The organism is Peribacillus sp. NPDC097295 (genome assembly GCF_044761665.1).
Classification (GTDB): Bacteria; Bacillota; Bacilli; order Bacillales; family DSM-1321; genus Peribacillus.
Genome location: NZ_JBIWCW010000023.1, coordinates 25029 through 47266 on the forward strand (window position 1 = coordinate 25029; position 22238 = coordinate 47266).

Genomic DNA, 22238 nt, shown 5'->3' on the forward strand with positions numbered 1-22238 from the left:
TAATATCCGCTCTGACTGGCAGCAAGGCTTTTCTTTAAGAATCCTGCTGCCTTGTCGGAGTCTTATTGATTCAATCAACCATCATCCGGTGTAGATTGCCCGAACATATGAAGGCAATCAGGGTAAAACCTGGAGATTAAAAGGGAGGTAGGCCCCTTGTTAGATGTTAATAATTTTGAGTATATGAAAATTGGTCTTGCTTCACCAGATAAGATTCGTTCTTGGTCACATGGAGAAGTTAAAAAACCAGAAACAATCAACTATCGTACGTTAAAACCAGAAAAAGACGGTTTATTCTGTGAGAGAATCTTTGGACCTCAAAAGGACTGGGAATGTCACTGTGGTAAATATAAACGTGTCCGTTATAAAGGCGTAGTTTGTGACCGTTGTGGTGTTGAAGTCACTCGTGCTAAGGTTCGTCGTGAACGTATGGGTCATATTGAGCTGGCTGCACCAGTTTCACATATATGGTATTTCAAAGGAATTCCAAGTCGTATGGGTCTTGTCCTAGACATGTCTCCTCGGGCTTTAGAAGAAGTTATTTACTTCGCATCTTACGTGGTAACTGAAACGGGCGATACAACTTTAGAAAAGAAACAACTTCTTTCTGAAAAAGAATATCGTACATACCGTGAAAAATACGGTAAGAAGTTCCAAGCTGCAATGGGTGCGGAAGCTATTAAAAAACTTTTACAAGATATTGATACGGAAAAAGAGGTAGAAACGTTGAAAGAAGAGCTTAAAACAGCTCAAGGACAACGCAGAACTCGTGCTATCAAACGCTTGGAAGTATTAGAAGCCTTCCGTAACTCTGGTAATGAGCCTTCATGGATGATACTAGATGTACTACCAGTTATTCCACCAGAACTTCGTCCGATGGTTCAACTGGATGGCGGCCGTTTTGCAACATCTGATTTAAACGATCTTTACCGTCGGGTTATTAACCGTAATAACCGTTTGAAAAGATTACTTGATCTTGGTGCTCCGAGCATTATCGTTCAAAATGAAAAGCGTATGCTCCAAGAAGCAGTCGACGCTTTAATCGATAACGGCCGTCGTGGTCGCCCAGTAACTGGACCGGGTAACCGTCCATTGAAATCTTTATCTCACATGTTAAAAGGTAAACAAGGTCGTTTCCGTCAAAATCTTCTTGGTAAACGTGTCGATTATTCTGGTCGTTCAGTTATCGTCGTAGGACCTAACTTGAAGATGTACCAATGTGGTCTGCCGAAAGAGATGGCGATTGAATTATTCAAACCATTCGTTATGAAGGAACTTGTTCAAAGAGGTTTAGCGCATAACATTAAATCTGCTAAACGGAAAATTGAACGATTATCTCCTGAGATTTGGGATGTACTTGAAGAAGTCATCAGGGAGCATCCGGTATTACTTAACCGTGCACCTACTCTTCATAGACTTGGTATTCAAGCGTTTGAGCCAACATTGGTTGAAGGACGCGCAATCCGTTTGCATCCATTAGTATGTACAGCATACAATGCTGATTTTGATGGTGACCAAATGGCGGTCCACGTTCCTTTATCATCTGAAGCTCAAGCTGAGGCACGTATGCTAATGCTTGCTGCCCAGAACATCTTGAATCCGAAAGATGGAAAACCAGTCGTAACACCTTCTCAAGATATGGTGTTAGGTAATTACTACTTAACATTGGAAAGAGAAGGCGCTATCGGTGAAGGTATGATATTCAAAGATACTAGTGAAGCTTTACTTGCATATCAAAACGGTTATGTTCACTTACATTCTCGTTGTGCAGTACACGCTTCATCACTAAATAATGAAACATTCACGGAAGAACAAAACAGCCAGCTATTAATCACTACTGTTGGTAAATTGGTCTTTAATGAAATTCTGCCAAAATCATTCCCATATATCAATGAGCCAACTCGTTATAATTTGGAAACTAAAACTCCAGAGAAATATTTCGTGGAAAAAGGTGCTAATATCTCGGAATTGATTAAAGCACAACCAGCTATTGATCCTTTCAAGAAAGCGATTCTTGGAAATATCATTGCGGAAGTATTTAAACGTTTCAAGATTACCGAAACTTCTAAGATGCTTGACCGGATGAAGGACCTTGGTTTCAAATATTCAACAAAAGCAGGTATCACTGTTGGTGTGGCTGATATTGTTGTATTAAAAGAAAAACAAGAAATCATCACAGAAGCTCAAACGAAAGTAGATAACGTTCTAAAACAATTTAGACGTGGTCTAATTACGGAAGATGAGCGTTATGATCGTGTCATTTCGATTTGGAGTGCAGCGAAAGATACAATTCAGTCTAAACTGATGAAATCTCTTGACCGACGCAACCCGATCTTCATGATGAGTGACTCCGGTGCCCGTGGTAATGCTTCCAACTTCACGCAACTTGCGGGTATGCGTGGACTAATGGCCAACCCGGCTGGACGTATCATTGAATTACCGATCAAATCAAGTTTCCGTGAAGGCTTAACAGTGTTAGAGTACTTTATCTCTACACATGGTGCTCGTAAAGGTCTTGCCGATACAGCCCTTAAAACAGCCGATTCTGGTTACCTTACACGTCGTCTGGTTGATGTAGCCCAAGATGTTATCATTCGTGATGATGATTGTGGAACAGACCGCGGCTTGAAAATCTCTGCCTTGAGAGAGGGTACAGAAATTATCGAGCATCTGGAGGAACGTCTAATTGGCCGATATGCAAGAAAAGCCATTAGAAACCCGGAAACGAATGAAGTAATTGTGGCTGAAAACGACCTTATCACTGAGGATCTAGCAGCTTATATTGAATCTCTTGGTATTGAAACTGCATGGATTCGTTCTGCCTTTACATGTAACACTAGTCATGGTGTATGTAAAAAATGTTACGGACGTAACTTGGCTACTGGTCAAGAAGTTGAAGTGGGTGAAGCAGTAGGTATCATCGCTGCCCAATCAATTGGTGAACCAGGTACACAGTTAACTATGCGTACTTTCCATACAGGTGGGGTTGCCGGAGACGATATTACTCAAGGTTTACCTCGTATCCAAGAAATATTTGAAGCGAGAAACCCTAAAGGTCAAGCTGTTATTTCTGAAATTGAGGGAACTATCGTTTCTATCAATGAAATTCGCGATAAGCAACAAGAAATCGTTGTCCAAGGTGCGGTTGAATCACGTACTTACACAGCGCCGTACACAGCGCGCTTAAAAGTAACCGTTGATACATTCGTTCGCCGAGGCGAGGAATTAACAGAGGGTTCTATTGATCCTAAAGAATTGTTAAAAGTTACGGATGTTCTTACCGTCCAGGAATACCTGCTTCATGAAGTACAGAAAGTATACCGCATGCAAGGGGTAGAAATCGGCGATAAGCATATAGAGGTTATGGTTAGACAAATGATGCGTAAAGTTCGTGTTCTTGATGCAGGTGAAACTGAAGTGCTTCCAGGTACTCTATTGGATGTTAACCAGTTTACAGATGCAAACACAAGCGCATTGCTAACTAGCAAATTGCCTGCTACAGGACGTCCTGTATTACTCGGAATTACAAAAGCATCTCTTGAAACGGATTCCTTCTTGTCTGCAGCATCATTCCAAGAAACAACAAGAGTATTGACTGATGCAGCAATTAAAGGAAAACGTGATGAATTGCTTGGATTGAAAGAAAATGTTATCATCGGTAAACTTGTTCCAGCCGGAACCGGAATGCCTCGCTACAGAAAAGCTAACCCTGTAGTTGTAGAAAGTTCTGAAACAGTATCTGTTGATTAATGAAACTGAAGACCTCCATCCCCCTGTATAGAGGGATGGAGATTCTTTAATAAAATGAGCTGGACTCTCTTTATTAAAGGTAAGCAGCAAGAACTTTCGATTCATAACAACCCATTTTGGTAGACTTAAAATGTTTAGAATTATGTAACTGGAAAACCTTTTGCTTAAATTATTTCTTGAAACAAGTTGACAGCATCTGACTAATAATGATACTATAGCAAAGGTGCTCCTATGTTACCCTGTAACTTTGGAGGATATGGACCATGTCTTATGAAAAAGTAATACAGGCAAAGTCAGTAGTTATAGGAACGAAACAAACAGTTAGAGCTCTGAAGAACAATTTAATTCAAGAAGTTATCATCGCTGATGATGCAGATATATACTTGACTGGGCGCGTCGTTGAGACGGCTAAAGTAGTGGATGTTCCTATCACATACGTTGATTCGATGAAAATGCTTGGTAAAGCATGTGGTATTGATGTCGGAGCAGCAACTGTTGCCATCAAAAAGTAAAAATGTTTTTGCAATAATATTTGCAAGGACTTTGTTTTTACCCATTTATGAACCACCTGGATGTGTGGTACTAGACATGAAATTGCGAAGGGAGGAAAAATGTAATGCCTACTATTAATCAATTAGTGCGTAAAGGACGCGAGTCTAAAGAGGTTAAATCTAACTCTCCAGCACTTAACAAAGGCTACAACAGCTTTAAAAAAGCACAAACTAACGTATCATCTCCGCAAAAACGTGGTGTTTGTACTCGTGTGGGAACTATGACACCGAAAAAACCAAACTCCGCTTTACGTAAATATGCGCGTGTACGTTTAACAAATGGTATCGAGGTAACAGCTTATATCCCAGGTATCGGTCACAACTTACAAGAACACAGCGTGGTACTAATCCGCGGCGGACGTGTAAAGGATTTACCAGGGGTACGTTACCATATCGTTCGTGGTGCTCTTGATACAGCAGGAGTTAACAATCGTATGCAAAGCCGTTCTAAATACGGTACTAAGCGTCCGAAAGCAGCAAAAAAATAATCCAAAACAAAATATGAACTTTCTTGAAAGGAGGAAATATAATGCCTCGTAAAGGACCTGTAACGAAAAGAGACGTATTACCAGATCCAATTTATAAATCTAAACTTGTGACTCGCTTAATCAACAAATTAATGGTTGATGGACAAAGAGGTAAATCACAAAAAATACTTTACTCTGCATTTGAATTAATTAAAGAACGTACTGGGAATGAGCCAATTGAAGTGTTCGATCAAGCACTTAAAAACATCATGCCTGTACTAGAAGTAAAAGCACGCCGTGTGGGTGGAGCTAACTACCAAGTACCAGTTGAGGTGCGTCCAGACCGCAAATCGACTCTAGGACTTCGTTGGTTAGTAAACTACTCTCGCCTTCGTGGAGAAAAAACGATGGAAGAGCGTTTAGCTTATGAAATCATGGATGCTGCTAACAACACTGGAGCAGCAGTTAAGAAACGTGAAGATACACACAAAATGGCTGAAGCTAACAAAGCATTCGCTCATTATCGCTGGTAAGATATATAACAAAAAAATCCTTATAATAGGAAGGAGAAAGACAAATGGCAAGAGAGTTCTCCTTAGCGAATACTCGTAATATCGGTATCATGGCACATATTGATGCTGGTAAAACGACTACAACAGAACGCGTTCTTTACTATACTGGTAAAATCCATAAAATTGGTGAAACACACGAAGGTGCTTCACAAATGGACTGGATGGAACAAGAACAAGAACGTGGAATCACGATCACCTCTGCTGCAACAACTGCACAGTGGAAAGGTCACCGCGTAAACATCATCGATACTCCAGGTCACGTAGACTTCACTGTTGAAGTTGAACGTTCCCTACGTGTACTTGATGGTGCTGTAGCAGTACTTGATGCACAATCAGGTGTTGAACCTCAAACTGAAACAGTTTGGCGTCAAGCTACGACATACGGTGTACCACGTGTCGTATTCGTAAACAAAATGGACAAAATCGGTGCGGATTTCCTATATTCAGTAGGAACTATCCATGATCGTTTGCAAGCAAACGCTCATCCGGTACAATTACCAATCGGTGCTGAAGATAACTTCTCCGCAATCATTGACTTAATTGAAATGAAAGCTCATTTCTATGCTAATGATTTAGGAACAGATATCACTGTTGGTGAAATTCCTGAAGAACACCGTGAATTAGCTGAAGAATACCGTGAAAAGTTAATTGAAGCGGTAGCTGAAGTTAATGAAGAATTAATGGAAAAATACCTTGGTGGCGAAGAAATCAGTATTCCTGAATTAAAAGCTGCTATCCGTACTGCAACCGTTAATGTTGAATTCTTCCCAGTTATCTGTGGATCAGCATTCAAAAACAAAGGTGTTCAATTAATGCTTGATAACGTTATTGACTTCCTTCCTTCTCCATTGGACGTACCGGCAATCAAAGGTACTCTTCCTGATACTGAAGAAGAAGTAGAACGTCATTCAGATGATTCTGAACCGTTCTCTGCACTAGCGTTTAAAGTAATGACAGATCCTTATGTTGGTAAGCTTACATTCTTCCGTGTGTACTCAGGTACATTAGAATCAGGTTCTTATGTAATCAACTCAACAAAAGGTAAACGTGAACGTATTGGACGTATCCTTCAAATGCACGCAAACAGCCGTGAAGAGATTTCTACAGTATATGCTGGGGATATCGCTGCAGCTGTTGGTTTGAAAGATACAACTACTGGAGATACACTATGTGATGACAAGCAACAAGTTATTCTTGAGTCCATGGTATTCCCAGAACCAGTTATCTCACTTTCTGTTGAACCTAAATCTAAAGCAGACCAAGACAAAATGTCACAAGCTTTACAAAAGCTACAAGACGAAGATCCAACATTCCGTGCGCATACTGACCAAGAAACTGGTCAAACAATTATCGCTGGTATGGGTGAGCTTCACTTGGACATCCTTGTTGACCGTATGCGTCGTGAGTTCAGAGTGGAAGCTAACGTTGGTGCTCCTCAAGTTGCCTACCGTGAAACTTTCCGTGGTTCAGCTAAAGTCGAAGGTAAATTCGTTCGTCAATCAGGTGGACGTGGACAATTCGGACACGTTTGGATTGAATTTGGACCAAACGAAGAAGGTAAAGGCTTCGAATTTGAAAATGCTATCGTTGGTGGTGTAGTACCACGTGAGTATATCCCTGCTGTACAAGCTGGATTAGTTGATTCACTTGATCGTGGAGTACTTGCTGGTTACCCATTAGTTGATATTAAAGCAAAATTATTCGATGGTTCTTACCATGATGTTGACTCCAATGAAATGGCATTTAAAATCGCTGCTTCTATGGCGCTTAAAAATGCTGCTTCTAAATGTAAACCGGTTATCCTTGAACCAATCATGAAAGTAGAAGTTGTTATTCCTGAAGATTACCTAGGTGACATCATGGGAGATATTACATCTCGTCGTGGTCGCGTAGAAGGTATGGAAGCTCGCGGAAACACTCAAATGGTTAAAGCGATGGTTCCACTATCTGAAATGTTCGGATATGCAACATCTCTACGTTCAAACACACAAGGACGCGGAACATTCTCTATGCACTTCGATCACTATGAAGAAGTACCTAAGAGCATTTCTGAAGAAATCATCAAAAAAAATAAAGGTGAATAATTGATTTTCATCTCTTATTAAAGTATAACTACTTATGTAAGCTGTGTTGGAAGAATTTTTCTTCTCCCACAGCCCCTATATACTTAAACTATTTTTATATTTTTAAGGAGGAATTCCTAATGGGAAAAGCTAAATTTGATCGTTCAAAACCGCATGTTAACGTTGGAACAATTGGACACGTTGACCATGGTAAAACTACTTTAACTGCTGCAATCACTACTGTACTTGCTAAATCAGGTGGAGCAGAAGCACGCGCTTATGACCAAATTGATGGTGCACCAGAAGAAAGAGAACGTGGTATCACAATCTCTACAGCACACGTTGAGTACGAAACTGCTACTCGTCACTACGCACACGTTGACTGCCCAGGACATGCTGACTATGTTAAAAACATGATCACTGGTGCTGCACAAATGGATGGCGGTATCTTAGTAGTATCTGCTGCTGATGGCCCAATGCCTCAAACACGTGAGCACATCCTACTTTCTAAACAAGTTGGTGTTCCATTCCTTGTTGTATTCATGAACAAATGCGACATGGTTGATGACGAAGAACTTCTTGAACTAGTAGAAATGGAAATTCGTGACCTTCTTTCTGAATACGATTTCCCTGGCGATGACATTCCAGTTATCAAAGGATCTGCACTTAAAGCTCTTGAAGGCGAAGCTGCTTGGGAAGAAAAAATTCATGAATTAATGACAGCTGTTGACGAGTACATTCCAGAACCAACTCGTGACACTGAAAAACCATTCATGATGCCAGTTGAGGATGTATTCTCAATCACTGGTCGTGGAACAGTTGCTACAGGACGTGTTGAACGTGGACAAGTTAAAGTCGGTGACGTTGTTGACATCATCGGTTTCAACGAAGAAGCAAAACCAACAACTGTAACTGGTGTTGAAATGTTCCGTAAACTTCTTGATTATGCTGAAGCTGGTGACAACATCGGAGCTCTACTTCGTGGTGTTTCCCGTGAAGATATCCAACGTGGACAAGTACTTGCTAAACCAAATACAATTACTCCACACAGCAAATTCAAAGCTGAAGTTTATGTTCTTTCTAAAGAAGAAGGTGGACGTCATACTCCATTCTTCACAAACTACCGTCCTCAGTTCTACTTCCGTACAACTGATGTAACTGGTATTTGTAACCTTCCTGAAGGCGTAGAAATGGTTATGCCTGGAGATAACATTGAAATGTCTGTAGAACTAATCGCTCCAATCGCTATCGAAGAAGGTACTAAATTCTCTATCCGTGAGGGTGGACGTACTGTAGGCGCTGGCGTAGTTGCTACAATCCAAGAGTAATCGATTCTAAATCGAATATTGGAAGGGACGCCTTCCGGAGAAGCAGATGGGACGCCATCTGCTTTTTTTTGTATTACAAAGCTATTTGAATACTAGTTATGGATGGTATTTTATAATAGAAGAAACTGGTTATAAATAGAGATGTAGAATCTACTTGTAAATCCTAATGATTGTATGTATAATAATAAAAGTGTGTTGCACAAGAAAGATTTAAGTTTAACTTGCTTTTAACTTGTGTGTGATGTATAATAGACAATGTTGGTCTTTGACTGCGATGATATGGAAGGTTGCTGACACACCCGGCCGCTTTGCCATGGCGAGTGTGTGGGAAATTTCCATTGAGAAAGTCTATTTATAAAATAGGCGAAAAGGAGGGAAAATTATGGCAAAACAAAAAATTCGTATTCGTTTGAAAGCATATGATCACAGAATCCTTGATCAATCTGCTGAGAAGATTGTTGAAACTGCAAAACGTTCTGGTGCGACTGTAGCTGGTCCAATTCCATTGCCAACTGAAAGATCTGTATACACGGTCCTTCGTGCGGTTCATAAATATAAAGATTCTCGCGAACAATTCGAAATGCGTACGCATAAACGTCTTATCGATATCGTTAATCCGACTCCACAAACAGTTGATTCATTGATGCGTTTAGATTTACCATCAGGCGTTGACATTGAAATTAAATTATAATTTATATAATAAGAACAATTACTCTAGGAGGTGTGACTTATGACCAAAGGAATCTTAGGAAGAAAAATCGGTATGACTCAAGTTTTTGCTGAAAATGGCGAACTTATCCCGGTAACAGTTATCGAAGCTGCTAACAATGTAGTACTTCAAAAGAAAACTGTTGAAACTGACGGTTATGAAGCAATTCAAGTTGGTTTTGAAAACAAACGTGAAAAGCTTTCTAACAAACCTGAAAAGGGACACGTTGAAAAAGCAAATACTACTCCTAAGCGCTTCATTCGCGAATTCCGCGGAACGGATCTTGCTGCATATGAGATCGGTCAAGAAGTCAATGTTAGTATTTTCGCAGAAGGCGATTTAGTAGACGTGGTAGGTATTTCAAAAGGTAAAGGTTTCCAAGGTGCTATTAAACGCCACGGACAATCTCGCGGACCGATGACTCATGGTTCTCGTTACCACCGTCGCCCAGGTTCAATGGGTCCTGTTGCTCCAAACCGCGTATTCAAAGGTAAACTATTACCAGGACGTATGGGTGGGGAACAAATTACTGTTCAGAACTTAGCTATCGTTAAAGTTGACGTTGAACGTAACCTACTATTGGTCAAAGGTAATGTACCTGGTGCTAGAAAAGCACTGATCAAAGTTAAATCTGCTGTTAAAGCAAAGTAATTTCTGAGAAAGGAGGAGCAATAGAATGCCAAAAGTTACATTGTTCAACCAAACAGGTTCACAAGTTGGCGACATCGAGCTAAACGAATCCATCTTTGGTATCGAACCTAATAATCATGTATTATTTGAAGCAATCATCATGCAACGAGCTTCCTTACGCCAAGGAACTCATAAAGTTAAAAACCGTTCTGAAGTTGCAGGCGGTGGACGTAAACCTTGGAAACAAAAAGGAACTGGACGTGCGCGTCAAGGTTCTATCCGTTCTCCACAATGGCGTGGCGGTGGTGTTGTTTTTGGACCAACTCCAAGATCATACTCTTACAAGCTACCTAAAAAGGTACGTCGTTTAGCTATTAAATCTGCATTGTCTGCAAAGGCATTGGAAGAGAATATCTTAGTACTTGAAAGCTTGACTTTCGAAGCTCCAAAGACGAAAGAATTTGTTGCTGTACTTAAAAATCTTTCTGTAGATACTAAAACGTTGATCGTTACTGACGGTTTAGATGAGAAAGTTGCTCTTTCTGCACGTAACATCCCAGGTGTTACTGTAGTTGAAGCTGTTGGTCTTAATGTTCTTGATGTTGTTTCACACAACAAATTGATCTTGACTAAATCAGCTGTCGAAAAAGTAGAGGAGGTGCTTGCATAATGGATGCACGCGATATCATTAAGCGCCCCGTAATCACAGAAGCTTCTTCAGACGCTATGGCTGAAAAGAAGTATACTTTTGAAGTTGATGTTAGAGCTAACAAAACTCAAGTTAAAGATGCGGTTCAAGAAGTTTTCGGCGTAAAAGTTGAAAAGGTAAATATCATGAACTACAAAGGTAAATTCAAACGCATGGGCAAACATGCAGGCTATACTAACAAGCGCCGTAAAGCTATTGTTAAATTAACTGCTGACAGCAAAGAAATCGAGCTATTCGAAGCTTAATTCATTAGAGAAGGAGGGAAATACAAATGGCGATTAAGAAGTATAAACCTACCTCTAACGGTCGACGTAATATGACAACTTCGGATTTTGCTGAGATTACTACAGACAAACCCGAAAAATCATTACTTGCTCCTTTACACAGCAAAGGCGGCCGTAATAACCAAGGTAAGTTAACAGTTCGTCATCAAGGTGGCGGCCATAAGCGTCAATACCGTATCATCGATTTCAAACGGAATAAAGATGGTATACCAGGACGCGTTGCTACTATTGAGTACGATCCAAATCGTTCTGCAAACATTGCATTAATTAATTACGTTGATGGAGAAAAACGTTATATCCTAGCTCCTAAAAACCTAGAAGTAGGTTTGGAAGTTATGTCAGGCCCAGAAGCCGACATCAAAGTGGGTAACGCACTTCCTCTAATTAACATCCCAGTTGGTACAGTAATTCATAACATCGAACTAAAACCAGGAAAAGGTGGACAATTAGTCCGTTCTGCAGGAACATCTGCACAAGTACTTGGTAAAGAAGGTCGTTATGTTCTTGTACGTTTAAATTCTGGTGAGGTTCGTATGATTCTTGCTACTTGTCGCGCTACTATCGGTCAAGTTGGTAATGAACAACATGAACTTATCAACATTGGTAAAGCTGGTCGTAATCGTTGGTTAGGTAAACGTCCAACTGTACGTGGATCAGTAATGAACCCGAATGATCACCCACACGGTGGTGGTGAAGGTAAAGCACCAATCGGACGTAAATCACCAATGTCTCCTTGGGGTAAACCAACTCTTGGATTCAAAACACGTAAGAAGAAAAATAAATCCGATAAATTTATCGTTCGTCGTCGTAAAAAATAACGGGGTTGAGCTACGGTTCATTAATCGGACCGTAGAACGATCACGAAGGGAGGTACTCGCATGGGTCGTAGCTTAAAAAAAGGGCCTTTTGTTGATGATCATTTATTGGTAAAAGTTGAAAAATTAAATGAAACTGACAAGAAACAGGTAGTTAAAACTTGGTCTCGTCGTTCAACAATCTTCCCGCAATTCATCGGACATACTATCGCTGTTTATGATGGTCGTAAGCATGTGCCGGTTTATGTAACTGAAGACATGGTAGGTCACAAACTAGGCGAATTCGCGCCTACACGCACTTATAAAGGTCACGCAAGTGATGACAAGAAAACAAGACGTTAATGAGAGGAGGGCATCTCATGCAAGCAAAAGCTGTCGCTAGAACAGTTCGTATTGCTCCTCGTAAAGTGCGTTTAGTCGCAGACTTAATTCGAGGAAAACAAGTAGGTGAAGCAGTAGCGATTCTTCGCTTAACACCAAAATCTGCTTCTCCAGTCGTAGAAAAAATTCTGAAATCTGCTATCGCAAATGCAGAACATAACTACGAAATGGATATCAATAACCTAGTCGTTTCAGAGGCATACGTTAACGAAGGACCAACATTAAAACGTTTCCGTCCTCGCGCTCAAGGTCGTGCGAGTGCAATTAACAAACGTACTAGTCATATTACAATCGTTGTATCAGAAAAGAAGGAGGGGTAATCTGTGGGTCAAAAGGTAAATCCAGTCGGTATGCGTATCGGGATCATCCGTGATTGGGAATCCAAATGGTACGCTGATAAAGACTACGCAGTTCTTTTGCATGAAGACCTTAGAGTTCGTGAATATATCGCGAAACGTCTAAGTGATGCTTCTGTATCCAAGGTTGAAATCGAACGTGCAGCTAACCGCATCAATGTATCAGTTCATACTGCTAAACCAGGAATGGTTATCGGTAAGGGCGGTACTGAAGTTGAAGCACTTCGTAAAGCATTAAACCAATTAACAGGCAAAAGAGTTCACATCAATATCATCGAAATCAAAAGAGCAGATCTTGATGCGAAATTGGTTGCTGAAAACATCGCTCGTCAATTAGAAAACCGTGTTTCATTCCGTCGTGCTCAAAAACAAGCTATCCAACGCACTATGCGTTCAGGCGCTAAAGGAATCAAAACTCAAGTTTCTGGTCGTCTTGGCGGTGCAGATATTGCTCGTGCTGAACACTACAGCGAAGGAACAGTTCCACTTCACACACTTCGTGCTGACATAGATTATGCTCATGCTGAAGCAGATACTACTTACGGGAAGCTAGGCGTGAAAGTTTGGATCTACCGTGGAGAAGTTCTTCCTACTAAGAAGAAATCTGAGGAAGGAGGAAAATAATATGTTATTGCCAAAACGCGTAAAATACCGTCGTGAACACCGCGGTAAGATGAGAGGGATGGCTAAAGGCGGCCGTGAAGTTCATTTTGGAGAATTTGGACTTCAAGCTCAAGAAGCTTCCTGGATCACTAACCGTCAAATCGAAGCTGCTCGTATAGCGATGACTCGTTACATGAAGCGTGGAGGAAAAGTTTGGATCAAGATCTTCCCAAGCAAACCTTACACAGCTAAGCCGCTTGAAGTACGGATGGGTTCCGGTAAAGGTGCTCCTGAAGGTTGGGTAGCAGTCGTTAAACCGGGCAAAGTATTGTTTGAAATCTCTGGTGTATCTGAAGAGGTGGCAAGAGAAGCATTGCGCCTTGCAGCACACAAACTTCCTATCAAATGTAAGTTTGTAAAAAGAGAGGAAATTGGTGGTGAAACAAATGAAAGCTAATGAAATCAAAGACCTAACCACTGCTGAAATTGAACAAAAACTAAAATCTCTTAAAGAAGAACTATTTAATCTTCGTTTCCAGTTAGCTACTGGACAACTTGAAAATACAGCTCGCATCCGTGAAGTTCGCAAATCGATCGCTCGTATGAAAACAGTTGTTCGTCAAAGAGAGATCGGTGTCACTAATCGATAATGAATGGAGGTTTGCATAATGAGCGAACGCAACCAACGCAAAGTCTACACTGGCCGCGTAGTATCCGACAAAATGGATAAAACCGTAACAGTCGTTGTAGAAACCTATAAAAAGCATTCTTTATACGGTAAACGCGTAAAATACTCTAAAAAGTTAAAAGCACATGACGAGCTGAATGAAGCTAAAGCAGGCGACGTTGTACGTATCATGGAAACTCGTCCACTTTCAGCTACAAAGCGCTTCCGTCTTTTAGAAGTTGTAGAAAAATCAGTAATCATTTAATTTAATTCGGATTAAGTTAATTCCGAAGGGAGGTACCGTACATGATTCAACAAGAATCTCGTTTAAAAGTCGCTGACAATTCAGGTGCTCGTGAAGTCCTAGCTATTAAAGTACTAGGTGGTTCTGGACGTAAGTATGCTAATATCGGCGACGTTATTGTTTGTACCGTAAAACAAGCAACACCTGGAGGCGTTGTTAAAAAAGGTGAAGTCGTTAAGGCTGTTGTTGTTCGTACAAAACGTGGTATGCGTCGTCCTGACGGTTCTTACATTCGTTTCGATGAGAACGCATGTGTAATTATCCGTGACGATAAGAGCCCACGTGGAACTCGTATTTTTGGACCTGTTGCCCGTGAATTACGTGATAACAGTTTCATGAAGATCGTTTCTCTAGCTCCAGAAGTTTTATAAGTTAAATTTCGTAAAGCCTTTCAAGGAGGTGCCAAGCTAATGCATGTTAAAAAAGGTGACAAAGTCGTAGTCATCTCTGGTAAGGACAAAGGCAAACAAGGAACAATTCTTGAAGCATATCCGAAACAAAATCGTGTGCTTGTTGAAGGAATTAATATCGTGAAAAAGCATTCTAAGCCATCTCAAGTTAATCCACAAGGTGGAATTATCAGCAGAGAAGCTGCTATTCACGTATCCAATGTAATGCCTCTTGATCTGAAAACAGGTAAACCGACTCGTGTTGGATATAAGATTGAAAACGGCAAGAAAGTACGCGTAGCTAAAATATCAGGTGAATCTTTAGATAAATAAGTCATAAATGAAGGGAGGTACACGAAGCAATGAGCCGCCTTAAAGAAAAATATAAAAGCGAAATTACACCATCATTGATGGGTAAATTCAACTATCAATCAGTAATGCAAGTACCAAGCATTGAAAAGATCGTTATTAATATGGGTGTTGGTGACGCAGTATCTAACTCAAAAGCTTTAGATACAGCAGTTGAAGAATTAACACTACTTGCTGGTCAAAAACCAGTAATCACTAAAGCTAAAAAATCAATCGCAGGATTCCGTTTGCGTGAAGGTATGCCTATCGGAGCGAAGGTTACACTACGTGGAGAGCGTATGTATCAATTCCTTGATAAGCTAGTATCTGTATCTTTACCACGTGTGCGTGATTTCCGTGGCGTTTCAAAGAAATCTTTTGACGGACGTGGAAACTACACATTAGGTGTTAAAGAACAACTTATCTTCCCTGAGATTGATTACGATAAAGTGAGCAAAGTTCGTGGTATGGATATCGTTATCGTAACGACAGCCAACACTGACGAAGAAGCTCGTGAACTACTTACTCAAGTTGGAATGCCGTTCCAAAAGTAATCTCTAAATAAAGGGAGGCGAAATCGTGGCTAAAAAGTCTATGATCGTAAAGCAAAAACGCGAACAAAAGTTTAAAGTACAAGAATATACACGTTGCGAACGTTGCGGCCGTCCACATTCTGTAATCCGTAAATTTAAACTTTGTCGTATTTGTTTCCGCGAACTTGCACATAAAGGACAAATTCCTGGCGTTAAAAAAGCTAGCTGGTAAAACCCGAGTTTGGGAAGGAGGTAAAATAAAATGGTCATGACAGATCCTATTGCAGATATGCTTACTCGCATCCGTAATGCGAATATGGTTCGTCACGAAAAACTAGAAGTTCCTGCTTCAAAGATCAAAAAGGAAATTGCTGAGATCTTAAAGCGTGAGGGCTTCGTACGTGACTTTGAATTAATCGAAGACAACAAACAAGGTATCATCCGTATCTTCTTAAAATACGGTGCAAACAACGAACGTGTTATCACTGGTCTGAAACGTATCAGCAAACCTGGTTTGCGTGTATATGCAAAAACTGGAGAGGTACCACGCGTTCTAAACGGTTTAGGTATCGCAATTGTTTCTACTTCTCACGGAGTTTTAACAGACAAGGAAGCTCGCTCTAAACAAGTTGGCGGAGAAGTTTTAGCATACGTTTGGTAATACATTTTCACAAGAATGGAGGTGCACAATATGTCTCGTATAGGTAAAAAACCTGTTGAAATCCCTGCTGGCGTTACTGTTACTGTTAACGGAAGTGAAGTTACAGTTAAAGGCCCTAAAGGTGAATTAACAAGATCATTTAATCCTGATCTTTCAATCGTTGTTGAAGAGAACGTGCTAACTGTTACACGCCCGTCTGACGAGAAAGCTCACCGTTCTTTACACGGTACTACTCGCGCTCTTATCGCTAACATGATTGAAGGAGTTTCAAAAGGATTCGAAAAATCACTAGAACTTATTGGGGTTGGTTACCGTGCTCAAATGCAAGGTAAAAAGCTTATCCTTAACGTAGGATATTCTCACCCTGTAGAAATAGAACCAGAAGCAGGCGTTGAAGTCGAAGTTCCTTCTAATACAAAAGTAATCGTTAAAGGTGCTAGTAAAGAACGTGTAGGTGCTCTTGCAGCTAATATTCGTGATACTCGCCCACCTGAGCCGTATAAAGGTAAAGGTATTCGTTACGTTGGCGAATTCGTTCGTCGTAAAGAAGGTAAAACTGGTAAGTAATGCTGCTTAAGTAAACGAAAGGAGTGACGTAAATGATTACGAAGCTTGATAAAAATGCTACTCGTCAGAAACGACATGCACGTGTACGTGCAAAGATTTCTGGAACGGAAGCTCGTCCTCGTTTAAATGTGTTCCGTTCGAACAAACACATTTACGCACAATTGATTGACGATGCAAAAGGCGTAACATTAGCAAGTGCTTCTACTCTTGATAAAGAGATCGGCATCGAAGCTACTAGCAACGCTGAAGCAGCTCAAAAAGTTGGCGAACTTATTGCGAAACGTGCTATTGAAAAAGGTTTAAAAGCTGTGGTATTTGACCGCGGTGGTTACCTCTTCCATGGTCGTGTTAAAGCATTAGCTGACGCTGCTCGTGAAAACGGCTTAGAATTTTAATGGATAAGGAGGGACATATACAGATGCGTAGCATTGATCCTAATAAATTAGAACTTGAAGAACGCGTAGTTACAGTAAATCGTGTAGCTAAAGTTGTTAAAGGCGGACGTCGTTTCCGTTTCACTGCACTAGTTGTTGTAGGTGATAAAAACGGTCATGTTGGATTTGGTACTGGTAAAGCTCAAGAAGTTCCGGATGCAATCCGTAAAGCTATTGAGGATGCTAAGAAAAATCTAATCACTGTACCAATGGTAGGAACTACAATTCCTCACGTTGTGAATGGTCACTTTGGCGCTGGTCACATTCTTTTGAAACCAGCATCTGAAGGTACAGGAGTTATTGCTGGTGGTCCTGTTCGTGCGGTCCTAGAATTAGGCGGAGTAAGTGATATCTTGTCTAAATCATTAGGTACTAACACACCTATTAATATGGTTCGTGCAACAATCGAAGGATTGAAGCAATTAAAACGTGCTGAAGACGTAGCTAAGTTACGTGGTAAATCAGTACAAGAACTGTTAGGATAAGGAGGGAAATCGAATTATGGCTAATAAATTAGAAATTACCCTCACTCGCAGCTTGATCGGTCGTCCTGAAGATCAACGTGTTACAGTTAACACTTTGGGTTTACACAAAATGCATCAAACGGTTATTCAAAATGATAACCCTGCGATTCGCGGTATGATTACCAAAGTATCTCATCTTGTTACTGTAAAAGAACAATAAAATAATTTTTAACTTAACAAGGAGGTGCCAACATGAAACTTCATGAGTTAAAATCTGCAGAAGGTTCTCGTAAGGAACGTAAACGTAAAGGTCGCGGTATTGGATCTGGTAACGGTAAAACAGCAGGTAAAGGACACAAAGGGCAAAACGCTCGCTCAGGCGGCGGTGTACGCCTTGGATTTGAAGGGGGTCAAACTCCTCTATTCAGACGTTTGCCTAAACGTGGATTTACCAACGTTAACCGTAAAGACTATGCTATCGTAAACCTTGATACGTTGAATCTTTTCGAAGACGGTACTGAAGTAACTCCAGCTCTTTTACTTGAGACTGGTGTCGTAAGTAAAGAGAAAGCAGGAATCAAGATTCTTGCTAAAGGAAACATTGAGAAAAAGCTTACTGTTAAAGCTCACAAATTCTCTACTACTGCAAAAGAAGCTATCGAAGCTGCTGGCGGTAACACAGAGGTGATCTAATGTTTCGCACGATCTCCAATTTTATGCGCGTGGGTGAAATAAGAAACAAGATAATTTTTACCCTTCTCATGTTAATCGTCTATCGCATCGGTACATTTATTCCTGTACCGCATGTGAATGCCGGTTTTCTTGCTGAACAGGATCAAATGAGCGTCATTGGTCTATTAAATACCTTTGGCGGCGGAGCACTGCAAAACTTCTCTATTTTGGCGATGGGAATCATGCCGTATATCACGGCATCGATCATCGTACAGCTATTACAGATGGACGTTGTTCCAAAGTTCACTGAATGGTCGAAACAAGGGGAGGCAGGGCGCCGTAAATTGGCTCAATTTACACGTTACTTCACTATTGTCCTAGGATTTATCCAAGCTTTGGGTATGTCTTACGGATTTAACAATATGTCTGGTGGCACGTTAATTGAATCTCCTGGGGTTACAACATACTTGCTTATTGCGACTGTCTTAACGGCAGGAACAGCTTTTCTTTTGTGGTTAGGAGAGTTGATTACTGCTAAAGGTGTTGGTAATGGGATATCTATCATTATCTTTGCTGGTATCGTATCTAGTTTGCCTACTACGGCAAATCAGATATATGCACAGCAGTTTGAGAATGCTGGAGACCAACTGTTCTTACGAATTGTAACGATTATCCTCATCATCGTAGCAGTATTAGCAATCGTGGTTGCTGTAATCTTCATTCAGCAAGCATTACGTAAAATTCCTATTCAGTATGCCAAGCGTGCTGCGGTAGGTCGTACACAAATGGGTGGCCAGTCTACTCATTTACCATTGAAAGTAAATGCTGCGGGAGTTATTCCGGTAATCTTCGCATCTGCATTTATTATCACTCCAACTACGATCGCTACTTTCTTTGGAAAGAATGACGTGACTACTTGGATCTCAAACAACCTTGATTATACTAAGCCAATTGGCATGATCATATATGTTGCTCTTATTATTGCCTTCTCTTATTTTTATGCATTCATTCAGGTTAACCCTGAACAAATGTCTGAAAATCTGAAAAAGCAAGGTGGCTATGTGCCGGGGATTCGTCCAGGTAAGAGTACACAAGATTATTTAACTAGTGTTTTATATCGCTTAACGTTCGTTGGTTCACTATTCTTAGCAGCCATTGCCGTTTTACCGGTATTCTTCATTAAGTTTGCTGATCTTCCACAATCTGCTCAGATTGGCGGAACTAGTTTGTTAATCATAGTAGGGGTTGCCCTTGATACGATGAAACAGCTAGAAGCACAACTTGTGAAGAGACACTATAAAGGCTTTATAAAGTAATGAGTTTTGGGAACGACATGTTCCCTTTACCCATTATAGAGTTTGAGGGGGAAGAACATTGAATCTAGTTTTAATGGGGCTACCGGGTGCTGGTAAAGGTACTCAAGCCGAACAAATCGTAGAAAAATATAACATCCCTCATATTTCTACTGGAGATATGTTCCGAACAGCTATCAAAGATGGAACAGAATTAGGTTTAAAGGCTAAATCATTCATGGATAAAGGCGCGTTGGTTCCTGATGAAGTAACCATCGGCATTGTACGTGAACGATTAAGCAAGGAAGATTGCTTAAAAGGATTTCTACTTGATGGGTTCCCACGTACTGTGGCCCAAGCAGAGGCACTTGAAAACATTCTTGCTGATTTAGACCGAAAAATTAATTTTGTAATTAATATCAATGTAGATAAAAGCATCTTGATGGAAAGATTGACAGGACGTCGTATTTGCAAATCATGCGGATCGACATATCACCTTGTTTTCAATCCTCCAACAAAAGAAGATGTATGCGACCGTTGCGGCGGGGACTTATATCAACGTGCTGACGATAATGAAGAAACGGTTCAAAATCGCTTAGATGTGAATTTGAAACAAACTAAGCCACTTCTTGATTTCTACGGAGAAAAAGGGTACTTAGTCGACATTAATGGACAGCAAGATATTAATAAGGTATTTGAAAACATTGATGTGTTACTCGCTTCTTTGCAAAAATAATTATCCTTGATGATTATTGAAATCCTACCATTTTTATAACTTCCTATTTAAATTTGGTGCATTCCTTTCATACAAAGGGTATAATGGATTTCGCAACAGCATTTACACATTTATCGATCAGGTTCTTGCACTTGGTATTCCCTGAATTGGGCGATTACGTATTAAGTAATCTTCATGGACATATCCGGTCGGCAAAATTGTTGAAGAAATGCAAAGACTCTAGTAGTTTTCTAAAAGAGTCATGATATAGAGGGTAGAAAGTAGCTATGCCAGGCGTGCGCCTTTCAAACATCTCCCATGCTATTCAAGCCTATGTCGAGACTAATTGCTTCTCTTTTTTTGAGAGTATGTCGGTCACGGAATCGGTCAAGACTTACATGAGGACCCATAAATCCTCATTTCGGTCCAGCTGATAAAGGTCCTCAGTTAAAGCCTGGTTCTACAAAATGGTGAATACTTGATGCAGAATTGTAAGACTTTTGAGGATAATTGGACTGAAGTAAAGTTGACGGAAAGATGTGTACCTGTAATAGGTTCACGCATAGAGAAGGGAGAATCACTTTAATGGCGAAAGACGATGTAATTGAAGTAGAAGGCACAGTACAAGAGACTTTGCCAAATGCAATGTTTAAGGTAGAATTAGAAAATGGTCATACTGTTTTAGCTCATGTATCCGGTAAAATTCGTATGCACTTTATTCGCATTTTGCCTGGAGATAAAGTTACGGTTGAGCTTTCCCCGTATGATCTAACTCGCGGCAGAATCACATACCGGTTTAAATAAATCCGGTTACGCTCCGATCTGTATAAGGAGGTTAGATAGCAATGAAAGTCAGACCATCAGTCAAACCAATCTGCGAAAAGTGTAAAGTTATCCGCAGAAAAGGTAAAGTTATGGTTATTTGCGAAAACCCTAAACATAAACAAAAACAAGGCTAAATAGAAGGAGGTGCACTCAAGCATGGCACGTATTGCTGGAGTAGATATTCCCCGTGACAAACGAATTGTTATCTCATTAACATATATATATGGTATTGGAAAACAAACTGCGATTAAAATTCTTGCAGAAGCTGGTATCTCTGAAGAGACTCGCGTTCGTGATTTAACGGAAGACGAATTAAATAAGATTCGTGATATCATTGACAAGTTAAAAGTAGAAGGCGATCTACGTCGTGAAATTTCCCTTAACATCAAACGTTTAATGGAAATCGGTTCATACCGTGGTTTACGTCACCGTCGTGGTCTTCCTGTTCGTGGACAAAATACAAAAAACAATGCTCGTACGCGTAAAGGACCTCGTCGTACTGTAGCTAACAAGAAAAAATAATTAGTAAAGGAGGTTACTTTTCATGGCACGTAAAACTAATACACGTAAACGTCGTGTGAAAAAGAATATAGAAACTGGTATTGCACATATTCGTTCAACTTTCAATAACACAATCGTTACTATCACTGATTCTCATGGTAATGCTATTTCTTGGTCAAGTGCTGGAGCATTAGGATTCCGTGGATCTCGTAAATCTACTCCTTTCGCTGCACAAATGGCTGCTGAAACTGCTGCTAAAACATCTATTGAGCATGGGATGAAAACTCTTGAAGTTACAGTTAAAGGACCAGGTGCAGGACGTGAAGCTGCTATTCGTGCACTTCAAGCTGCTGGCCTAGAAGTAACTGCAATTAAAGATGTAACTCCAGTTCCACATAACGGATGTCGTCCGCCAAAACGTCGCCGTGTTTAATTTTTCTGTATAGATTTTGTATTCCTGTCAATAATGGGATATAATACTGAGTTTGCGTTCTTACAGAAGATTAATTTTTCAGTTGTTGCGCACAGCGGGAACGTATACATGGGGAATTTCGGTTAAGTGACAAGTTTACTTGCCGGGGTTTTGACGTTTTGAAGGAGGGTTTATTGATGATCGAAATAGAAAAACCAAAAATCGAAACGGTTGAA

33 protein-coding genes are annotated in these 22238 nt (G+C 40.4%); all 33 read left to right on the plus strand.

Annotated features, from left to right (window positions below; translation table 11 throughout):
• The first annotated feature begins 156 nt into the window (after nt 1-156).
• The 33 genes from rpoC (at nt 157) to rpsK (ending at nt 22023) form a co-directional block, all read left to right on the plus strand.
• Nucleotides 157-3750, plus strand: a complete 3594-nt coding sequence (rpoC, locus tag ACIQXN_RS20330; protein ID WP_402971018.1) for a DNA-directed RNA polymerase subunit beta' — start codon at nt 157-159, stop codon at nt 3748-3750.
• A gap of 263 nt (nt 3751-4013) precedes the next feature.
• On the plus strand, nt 4014-4262 hold the full coding sequence (locus ACIQXN_RS20335; protein ID WP_402971021.1) for a 50S ribosomal protein L7ae-like protein: 249 nt from the start codon (nt 4014-4016) through the stop codon (nt 4260-4262).
• A 104-nt stretch (nt 4263-4366) separates the two neighbouring features.
• Nucleotides 4367-4789 (plus strand): 30S ribosomal protein S12, encoded by a 423-nt coding sequence (rpsL, locus tag ACIQXN_RS20340; protein WP_402875717.1) that lies wholly within the window; start codon nt 4367-4369, stop codon nt 4787-4789.
• 41 nt (nt 4790-4830) lie between these two features.
• Nucleotides 4831-5301 (plus strand): 30S ribosomal protein S7, encoded by a 471-nt coding sequence (gene rpsG, locus ACIQXN_RS20345; RefSeq protein ID WP_402971024.1) that lies wholly within the window; start codon nt 4831-4833, stop codon nt 5299-5301.
• Between the two features lie 44 nt (nt 5302-5345).
• Nucleotides 5346-7424: an elongation factor G gene (fusA, locus tag ACIQXN_RS20350; RefSeq protein WP_402971027.1), complete on the plus strand. Its 2079-nt coding sequence runs from the start codon at nt 5346-5348 to the stop codon at nt 7422-7424.
• 119 nt (nt 7425-7543) lie between these two features.
• Nucleotides 7544-8731: an elongation factor Tu gene (gene tuf, locus ACIQXN_RS20355; RefSeq protein WP_402971030.1), complete on the plus strand. Its 1188-nt coding sequence runs from the start codon at nt 7544-7546 to the stop codon at nt 8729-8731.
• 382 nt (nt 8732-9113) lie between these two features.
• On the plus strand, nt 9114-9422 hold the full coding sequence (gene rpsJ / locus ACIQXN_RS20360; protein ID WP_402971033.1) for a 30S ribosomal protein S10: 309 nt from the start codon (nt 9114-9116) through the stop codon (nt 9420-9422).
• Nucleotides 9423-9461: 39 nt separating this feature from the next.
• On the plus strand, nt 9462-10091 hold the full coding sequence (rplC, locus tag ACIQXN_RS20365) for a 50S ribosomal protein L3 (protein ID WP_402971036.1): 630 nt from the start codon (nt 9462-9464) through the stop codon (nt 10089-10091).
• Nucleotides 10092-10116: 25 nt separating this feature from the next.
• The gene (gene rplD / locus ACIQXN_RS20370; protein WP_402971039.1) at nt 10117-10740 is read left to right on the plus strand and encodes a 50S ribosomal protein L4; all 624 of its coding nucleotides are present in this window, start codon (nt 10117-10119) and stop codon (nt 10738-10740) included.
• A complete protein-coding gene (rplW, locus tag ACIQXN_RS20375) occupies nt 10740-11024 on the plus strand; it encodes a 50S ribosomal protein L23 (RefSeq protein ID WP_402875704.1) in 285 nt (94 codons plus the stop codon). Before rplD ends, rplW begins: the two co-directional genes overlap by 1 nt.
• Before the next feature lie 26 nt (nt 11025-11050).
• On the plus strand, nt 11051-11881 hold the full coding sequence (gene rplB / locus ACIQXN_RS20380; RefSeq protein ID WP_402971042.1) for a 50S ribosomal protein L2: 831 nt from the start codon (nt 11051-11053) through the stop codon (nt 11879-11881).
• Between the two features lie 60 nt (nt 11882-11941).
• The gene (rpsS, locus tag ACIQXN_RS20385) at nt 11942-12220 is read left to right on the plus strand and encodes a 30S ribosomal protein S19 (RefSeq protein WP_402971045.1); all 279 of its coding nucleotides are present in this window, start codon (nt 11942-11944) and stop codon (nt 12218-12220) included.
• Nucleotides 12221-12237: 17 nt separating this feature from the next.
• Entirely contained in the window at nt 12238-12579 is a 342-nt protein-coding gene (gene rplV / locus ACIQXN_RS20390) for a 50S ribosomal protein L22 (RefSeq protein ID WP_061440384.1), read from the plus strand.
• Nucleotides 12580-12582: 3 nt separating this feature from the next.
• Nucleotides 12583-13239, plus strand: a complete 657-nt coding sequence (gene rpsC, locus ACIQXN_RS20395) for a 30S ribosomal protein S3 (protein ID WP_402875700.1) — start codon at nt 12583-12585, stop codon at nt 13237-13239.
• Nucleotide 13240: 1 nt separating this feature from the next.
• Nucleotides 13241-13675 carry a 50S ribosomal protein L16 gene (rplP, locus tag ACIQXN_RS20400; RefSeq protein WP_402971048.1) on the plus strand — a complete coding sequence of 145 codons (435 nt, stop codon included), beginning with the start codon at nt 13241-13243 and terminating at the stop codon, nt 13673-13675.
• Nucleotides 13665-13868, plus strand: a complete 204-nt coding sequence (gene rpmC, locus ACIQXN_RS20405; protein WP_034305010.1) for a 50S ribosomal protein L29 — start codon at nt 13665-13667, stop codon at nt 13866-13868. The genes rplP and rpmC overlap by 11 nt, the downstream gene beginning before the upstream one ends.
• Nucleotides 13869-13886: 18 nt before the next feature.
• Nucleotides 13887-14150 (plus strand): 30S ribosomal protein S17, encoded by a 264-nt coding sequence (gene rpsQ, locus ACIQXN_RS20410; RefSeq protein ID WP_402875696.1) that lies wholly within the window; start codon nt 13887-13889, stop codon nt 14148-14150.
• A gap of 41 nt (nt 14151-14191) precedes the next feature.
• Nucleotides 14192-14560: a 50S ribosomal protein L14 gene (gene rplN, locus ACIQXN_RS20415; protein WP_402875694.1), complete on the plus strand. Its 369-nt coding sequence runs from the start codon at nt 14192-14194 to the stop codon at nt 14558-14560.
• Nucleotides 14561-14599: 39 nt separating this feature from the next.
• Entirely contained in the window at nt 14600-14911 is a 312-nt protein-coding gene (gene rplX, locus ACIQXN_RS20420; RefSeq protein WP_402971051.1) for a 50S ribosomal protein L24, read from the plus strand.
• A gap of 29 nt (nt 14912-14940) precedes the next feature.
• Nucleotides 14941-15480: a 50S ribosomal protein L5 gene (gene rplE, locus ACIQXN_RS20425; RefSeq protein ID WP_402971054.1), complete on the plus strand. Its 540-nt coding sequence runs from the start codon at nt 14941-14943 to the stop codon at nt 15478-15480.
• Between the two features lie 25 nt (nt 15481-15505).
• A complete protein-coding gene (locus ACIQXN_RS20430) occupies nt 15506-15691 on the plus strand; it encodes a type Z 30S ribosomal protein S14 (RefSeq protein ID WP_402875689.1) in 186 nt (61 codons plus the stop codon).
• 30 nt (nt 15692-15721) lie between these two features.
• Nucleotides 15722-16120 (plus strand): 30S ribosomal protein S8, encoded by a 399-nt coding sequence (gene rpsH / locus ACIQXN_RS20435; RefSeq protein ID WP_285769160.1) that lies wholly within the window; start codon nt 15722-15724, stop codon nt 16118-16120.
• 30 nt (nt 16121-16150) lie between these two features.
• Complete coding sequence (gene rplF, locus ACIQXN_RS20440; protein ID WP_402971056.1) at nt 16151-16687, plus strand: 50S ribosomal protein L6; 537 nt, start codon at nt 16151-16153, stop codon at nt 16685-16687.
• 32 nt (nt 16688-16719) lie between these two features.
• Nucleotides 16720-17082, plus strand: coding sequence for a 50S ribosomal protein L18 (gene rplR / locus ACIQXN_RS20445; protein ID WP_402971059.1), 363 nt, complete (start codon nt 16720-16722; stop codon nt 17080-17082).
• 23 nt (nt 17083-17105) lie between these two features.
• A complete protein-coding gene (gene rpsE, locus ACIQXN_RS20450) occupies nt 17106-17606 on the plus strand; it encodes a 30S ribosomal protein S5 (protein ID WP_402971062.1) in 501 nt (166 codons plus the stop codon).
• 16 nt (nt 17607-17622) lie between these two features.
• A complete protein-coding gene (gene rpmD / locus ACIQXN_RS20455) occupies nt 17623-17805 on the plus strand; it encodes a 50S ribosomal protein L30 (RefSeq protein ID WP_402971065.1) in 183 nt (60 codons plus the stop codon).
• 32 nt (nt 17806-17837) lie between these two features.
• Nucleotides 17838-18278 carry a 50S ribosomal protein L15 gene (gene rplO / locus ACIQXN_RS20460; RefSeq protein ID WP_402971068.1) on the plus strand — a complete coding sequence of 147 codons (441 nt, stop codon included), beginning with the start codon at nt 17838-17840 and terminating at the stop codon, nt 18276-18278.
• Entirely contained in the window at nt 18278-19573 is a 1296-nt protein-coding gene (secY, locus tag ACIQXN_RS20465) for a preprotein translocase subunit SecY (protein ID WP_402971070.1), read from the plus strand. The genes rplO and secY overlap by 1 nt, the downstream gene beginning before the upstream one ends.
• 58 nt (nt 19574-19631) lie before the next feature.
• Complete coding sequence (locus ACIQXN_RS20470; RefSeq protein WP_402971075.1) at nt 19632-20285, plus strand: adenylate kinase; 654 nt, start codon at nt 19632-19634, stop codon at nt 20283-20285.
• A gap of 564 nt (nt 20286-20849) precedes the next feature.
• Complete coding sequence (infA, locus tag ACIQXN_RS20475; RefSeq protein ID WP_028390440.1) at nt 20850-21068, plus strand: translation initiation factor IF-1; 219 nt, start codon at nt 20850-20852, stop codon at nt 21066-21068.
• Between the two features lie 41 nt (nt 21069-21109).
• Nucleotides 21110-21223 (plus strand): 50S ribosomal protein L36, encoded by a 114-nt coding sequence (rpmJ, locus tag ACIQXN_RS20480; RefSeq protein ID WP_003156543.1) that lies wholly within the window; start codon nt 21110-21112, stop codon nt 21221-21223.
• A gap of 22 nt (nt 21224-21245) precedes the next feature.
• Nucleotides 21246-21611 (plus strand): 30S ribosomal protein S13, encoded by a 366-nt coding sequence (gene rpsM, locus ACIQXN_RS20485; protein ID WP_063235804.1) that lies wholly within the window; start codon nt 21246-21248, stop codon nt 21609-21611.
• 22 nt (nt 21612-21633) lie between these two features.
• Nucleotides 21634-22023 carry a 30S ribosomal protein S11 gene (gene rpsK / locus ACIQXN_RS20490; protein WP_028390438.1) on the plus strand — a complete coding sequence of 130 codons (390 nt, stop codon included), beginning with the start codon at nt 21634-21636 and terminating at the stop codon, nt 22021-22023.
• The last annotated feature ends 215 nt before the right edge of the window (nt 22024-22238 follow it).

What these genes read in the sequence shown, in the direction of transcription:
- ACIQXN_RS20335 (WP_402971021.1), top strand. Translation starts at nt 4,014, where the DNA reads ATGTCTTATGAAAAAGTAATACAGGCAAAGTCAGTAGTTATAGGAACG.
- rpsL (WP_402875717.1), top strand. Translation starts at nt 4,367, where the DNA reads ATGCCTACTATTAATCAATTAGTGCGTAAAGGACGCGAGTCTAAAGAG.
- rpsG (WP_402971024.1), top strand. Translation starts at nt 4,831, where the DNA reads ATGCCTCGTAAAGGACCTGTAACGAAAAGAGACGTATTACCAGATCCA.
- fusA (WP_402971027.1), top strand. Translation starts at nt 5,346, where the DNA reads ATGGCAAGAGAGTTCTCCTTAGCGAATACTCGTAATATCGGTATCATG.
- tuf (WP_402971030.1), top strand. Translation starts at nt 7,544, where the DNA reads ATGGGAAAAGCTAAATTTGATCGTTCAAAACCGCATGTTAACGTTGGA.
- rpsJ (WP_402971033.1), top strand. Translation starts at nt 9,114, where the DNA reads ATGGCAAAACAAAAAATTCGTATTCGTTTGAAAGCATATGATCACAGA.
- rplC (WP_402971036.1), top strand. Translation starts at nt 9,462, where the DNA reads ATGACCAAAGGAATCTTAGGAAGAAAAATCGGTATGACTCAAGTTTTT.
- rplD (WP_402971039.1), top strand. Translation starts at nt 10,117, where the DNA reads ATGCCAAAAGTTACATTGTTCAACCAAACAGGTTCACAAGTTGGCGAC.
- rplW (WP_402875704.1), top strand. Translation starts at nt 10,740, where the DNA reads ATGGATGCACGCGATATCATTAAGCGCCCCGTAATCACAGAAGCTTCT.
- rplB (WP_402971042.1), top strand. Translation starts at nt 11,051, where the DNA reads ATGGCGATTAAGAAGTATAAACCTACCTCTAACGGTCGACGTAATATG.
- rpsS (WP_402971045.1), top strand. Translation starts at nt 11,942, where the DNA reads ATGGGTCGTAGCTTAAAAAAAGGGCCTTTTGTTGATGATCATTTATTG.
- rplV (WP_061440384.1), top strand. Translation starts at nt 12,238, where the DNA reads ATGCAAGCAAAAGCTGTCGCTAGAACAGTTCGTATTGCTCCTCGTAAA.
- rplP (WP_402971048.1), top strand. Translation starts at nt 13,241, where the DNA reads ATGTTATTGCCAAAACGCGTAAAATACCGTCGTGAACACCGCGGTAAG.
- rpmC (WP_034305010.1), top strand. Translation starts at nt 13,665, where the DNA reads ATGAAAGCTAATGAAATCAAAGACCTAACCACTGCTGAAATTGAACAA.
- rpsQ (WP_402875696.1), top strand. Translation starts at nt 13,887, where the DNA reads ATGAGCGAACGCAACCAACGCAAAGTCTACACTGGCCGCGTAGTATCC.
- rplN (WP_402875694.1), top strand. Translation starts at nt 14,192, where the DNA reads ATGATTCAACAAGAATCTCGTTTAAAAGTCGCTGACAATTCAGGTGCT.
- rplX (WP_402971051.1), top strand. Translation starts at nt 14,600, where the DNA reads ATGCATGTTAAAAAAGGTGACAAAGTCGTAGTCATCTCTGGTAAGGAC.
- rplE (WP_402971054.1), top strand. Translation starts at nt 14,941, where the DNA reads ATGAGCCGCCTTAAAGAAAAATATAAAAGCGAAATTACACCATCATTG.
- rpsH (WP_285769160.1), top strand. Translation starts at nt 15,722, where the DNA reads ATGGTCATGACAGATCCTATTGCAGATATGCTTACTCGCATCCGTAAT.
- rplF (WP_402971056.1), top strand. Translation starts at nt 16,151, where the DNA reads ATGTCTCGTATAGGTAAAAAACCTGTTGAAATCCCTGCTGGCGTTACT.
- rplR (WP_402971059.1), top strand. Translation starts at nt 16,720, where the DNA reads ATGATTACGAAGCTTGATAAAAATGCTACTCGTCAGAAACGACATGCA.
- rpsE (WP_402971062.1), top strand. Translation starts at nt 17,106, where the DNA reads ATGCGTAGCATTGATCCTAATAAATTAGAACTTGAAGAACGCGTAGTT.
- rpmD (WP_402971065.1), top strand. Translation starts at nt 17,623, where the DNA reads ATGGCTAATAAATTAGAAATTACCCTCACTCGCAGCTTGATCGGTCGT.
- rplO (WP_402971068.1), top strand. Translation starts at nt 17,838, where the DNA reads ATGAAACTTCATGAGTTAAAATCTGCAGAAGGTTCTCGTAAGGAACGT.
- secY (WP_402971070.1), top strand. Translation starts at nt 18,278, where the DNA reads ATGTTTCGCACGATCTCCAATTTTATGCGCGTGGGTGAAATAAGAAAC.
- infA (WP_028390440.1), top strand. Translation starts at nt 20,850, where the DNA reads ATGGCGAAAGACGATGTAATTGAAGTAGAAGGCACAGTACAAGAGACT.
- rpmJ (WP_003156543.1), top strand. Translation starts at nt 21,110, where the DNA reads ATGAAAGTCAGACCATCAGTCAAACCAATCTGCGAAAAGTGTAAAGTT.
- rpsM (WP_063235804.1), top strand. Translation starts at nt 21,246, where the DNA reads ATGGCACGTATTGCTGGAGTAGATATTCCCCGTGACAAACGAATTGTT.
- rpsK (WP_028390438.1), top strand. Translation starts at nt 21,634, where the DNA reads ATGGCACGTAAAACTAATACACGTAAACGTCGTGTGAAAAAGAATATA.